This window comes from Emticicia sp. (assembly GCF_049241225.1).
GTDB lineage: Bacteria > Bacteroidota > Bacteroidia > Cytophagales > Spirosomataceae > Emticicia.
This window is the reverse complement of the sequence record NZ_JBMLRC010000088.1, coordinates 1215-3661: the sequence shown is the minus strand read 5'-3', so window position 1 is coordinate 3661 and position 2447 is coordinate 1215. Positions and strand designations below refer to the sequence as shown.

Here is a 2447-nt window from a genome sequence, read left to right as displayed (position 1 = left end):
TGTTCGAGGTGTTTCAGTAATTCGTCTTGAAAAATCAGGTATTCGAGAGCCGCATCAGGACGACTTACTTTTAAAATATACGATTTCTCGGAAGTGGTGATTTTAAAATTAAAGTCAATTTCTCCCGCCAAAGGGCTTGCACTTCCTTTAATATTGAAAAACTCAAAAGCAATTTGTTCGGCAAGTGAGGTTGATATTTGTAGTTGTTGATAAGTCGATTCGGTCATTGGATAGATTAGAGTTTTAACCGCACAAATTAAATGGTTTAGATTTAAAACTCGAAGATTTTGAGCAAAGAATCAGAAACTTAGCGTAAGCTGACGACCAATCATTTCATCGGCAAATTCGAGGTTCGAGAAAGATACGCCCATCAAACGCACACCCTTGGGCATCGGAAGTAGATTATTGAGCATTTCGTAAGCGATTTTCGCCAAAAAATCTTTTTCAAAAACCGCAATTTGCGTCGTGCGACTGCGAGTAATGCTCTCAAAATCGGCAAATTTTATTTTTAGCGTAATACTTTTACCAAAGGCATTGGCTCGCTGCATTCTTCGCCAAAGTTGTTCGATAATATCATCGAGTTCGAGATAAAGGTCGTCGGGTTCGGTCAAATCTCGGTCGAAGGTGTTCTCTACTCCTACCGATTTTCTGATGCTGTCGGGGTTTACTGCCCGATTATCAACTCCACGAGCAATATCGAAATAATACCGCCCAACTTTTCCGAAATTATTAACCAAAAACTCCACACTTTTCGCTCGTAAATCTTTTCCAGTGAAAATGCCCATTTTGTGCATTTTTTCGGCCGTAACTCTGCCTATTCCATGAAATTTACTGATTTCGAGCGTTTCTACAAAAGCCTCGGCCTGCGAAGGTTTTATCACAAAAAGTCCATCTGGTTTGCGGTAATCGGAGGCGATTTTTGCCAAAAATTTATTGACTGAAACTCCCGCCGAAGCCGTAAGCGTAGTTTTTTCTTTGATTCTGACTTTTATTTCTTGGGCAATTTCGGTGGCGGTCGAGATTCCTTTCAAGTTTTCGGTTACATCCAAATAAGCCTCATCGAGCGAAAGCGGCTCAACCAAAGGCGTGTATTCCAGAAAAATCTCACGAATTTCTCTCGAAACTTGTTTATAAACTTCAAAACGAGGTTTTACGAAAATCAGATTGGGACATTTTTGCTTCGCAATCCGTGAAGACATGGCCGAACGAACGCCAAACTTTCGGGCTTCGTAGCTGGCTGCTGCCACTACTCCACGCTCGCTACTTCCACCAACGGCCACGGGTTTGCCACGTAATTCTACAAAATCACGCTGTTCCACCGACGCAAAAAATGCGTCCATATCAATATGTATGATTTTTCGCTGCAAAGGCTGGCTTCAATTATTTATTTTTCAATACAACTTTTAGAACATAAATTTCATTAATAATAAACAAAGTATCTTTCTAAGGAAGGCTTCGCTCAAAGCGAGTGTCGCCCAGCGAAGTCTTCCTTCCACCATAAAACCAATTTTAAAAATGAAAACGTTCAGCATAAATAAAAGCATTTTTGCTTTCGGAATTATCGCCTTGATTTTATCGGGCTGTGCTTCATCAAAAGATTTCGTTGCCGAAAACTTCGCTACCATCAAAAATACGCATAAAAGAGTAGCCATTCTACCTTTTGGGGTTCAGTTTCAGAATCCACTTGATTATTCAAAACAGAAAAAAGGAAGTCCCGTTCAGCAAGTAAGACGCCCATTTAGCAAGCAAGAGCAAGAAGCAAGCCTTGATGCTCAAAAAGAGTTTTTTATGAATGTTGCGAAGCAAGTAGAAAAAGGTCGATACGAAATTGCGTTCCAAGACTTTACTCGCACCAACAAAGTTTTAGCAGAAAACGGTATTCGCTTAGAAGATGTCAAATTTCAAAATAAAGCTGATTTGGCGAAACTCTTAGATGTTGATGCCGTTATTTTTGGCGAATTAGTCGTTAAAATCAGTCGCCCAACCGACCGCTCGATGTCAATCTCGCCCATAATGATGGAGAATACAAGATTCAACGATGGCGTAGATACTGATGTAAAACTTTTTGATGCCGCCAGTGGCGAAATGGTTTGGTCAACGGCTCTTTCTAATCAACCCAACAACAGAATGGATACGCCACACCAACTTTCTACGAGCTTGCTCAATCAAGTAGCTAAAAATTTACCTTATCGAACTAAGTAGTTGCCAGTTTTCAGTCTTCAGTGGGCAGTCTTCAGTGGGCAGTCCTCAGTTTGCAGTGGGCAGTCTGTCTTCAGTGGGCAGTCTTCAGTACATAGTTGGCAGCCTTCTATTTTCAGTCTTTGTTTTCAAACTATTGGACTGCTACTACTGACTGTGAATTGTGGACTGCTTACTGTGGACTGAAGACTGTGAATTGAAGACTGTGAATTGTGGACTGCTTACTGTGGACTGCTTACTGTGGACTG

The 2447-nt window shown here is 41.0% G+C and carries 3 protein-coding genes; 1 reads left to right on the top strand and 2 read right to left on the bottom strand.

Annotation, left to right across the window (positions count from 1 at the left end; all coding sequences use genetic code 11):
- Together ACOVO2_RS05360 and dinB are read right to left on the bottom strand one after the other, a co-directional pair.
- On the bottom strand, window positions 1-227 hold a 227-nt coding region (locus ACOVO2_RS05360), incomplete at its 3' end, for a hypothetical protein (protein ID WP_421768974.1).
- 72 nt (window positions 228-299) lie between these two features.
- The gene (dinB, locus tag ACOVO2_RS05355) at window positions 300-1340 is read right to left on the bottom strand and encodes a DNA polymerase IV (protein ID WP_421768973.1); all 1041 of its coding nucleotides are present in this window, start codon (window positions 1338-1340) and stop codon (window positions 300-302) included.
- Window positions 1341-1515: 175 nt separating this feature from the next.
- Here dinB and ACOVO2_RS05350 point away from each other — a divergent pair, with 175 nt between their 5' ends.
- A complete protein-coding gene (locus tag ACOVO2_RS05350) occupies window positions 1516-2202 on the top strand; it encodes a hypothetical protein (protein WP_421768972.1) in 687 nt (228 codons plus the stop codon).
- Window positions 2203-2447: the final 245 nt, after the last annotated feature.

Bases quoted from the DNA above. Each gene is read 5' to 3' on its own strand.
- dinB (WP_421768973.1), bottom strand. From the start codon at position 1,340: ATGGACGCATTTTTTGCGTCGGTGGAACAGCGTGATTTTGTAGAATTA.
- ACOVO2_RS05350 (WP_421768972.1), top strand. From the start codon at position 1,516: ATGAAAACGTTCAGCATAAATAAAAGCATTTTTGCTTTCGGAATTATC.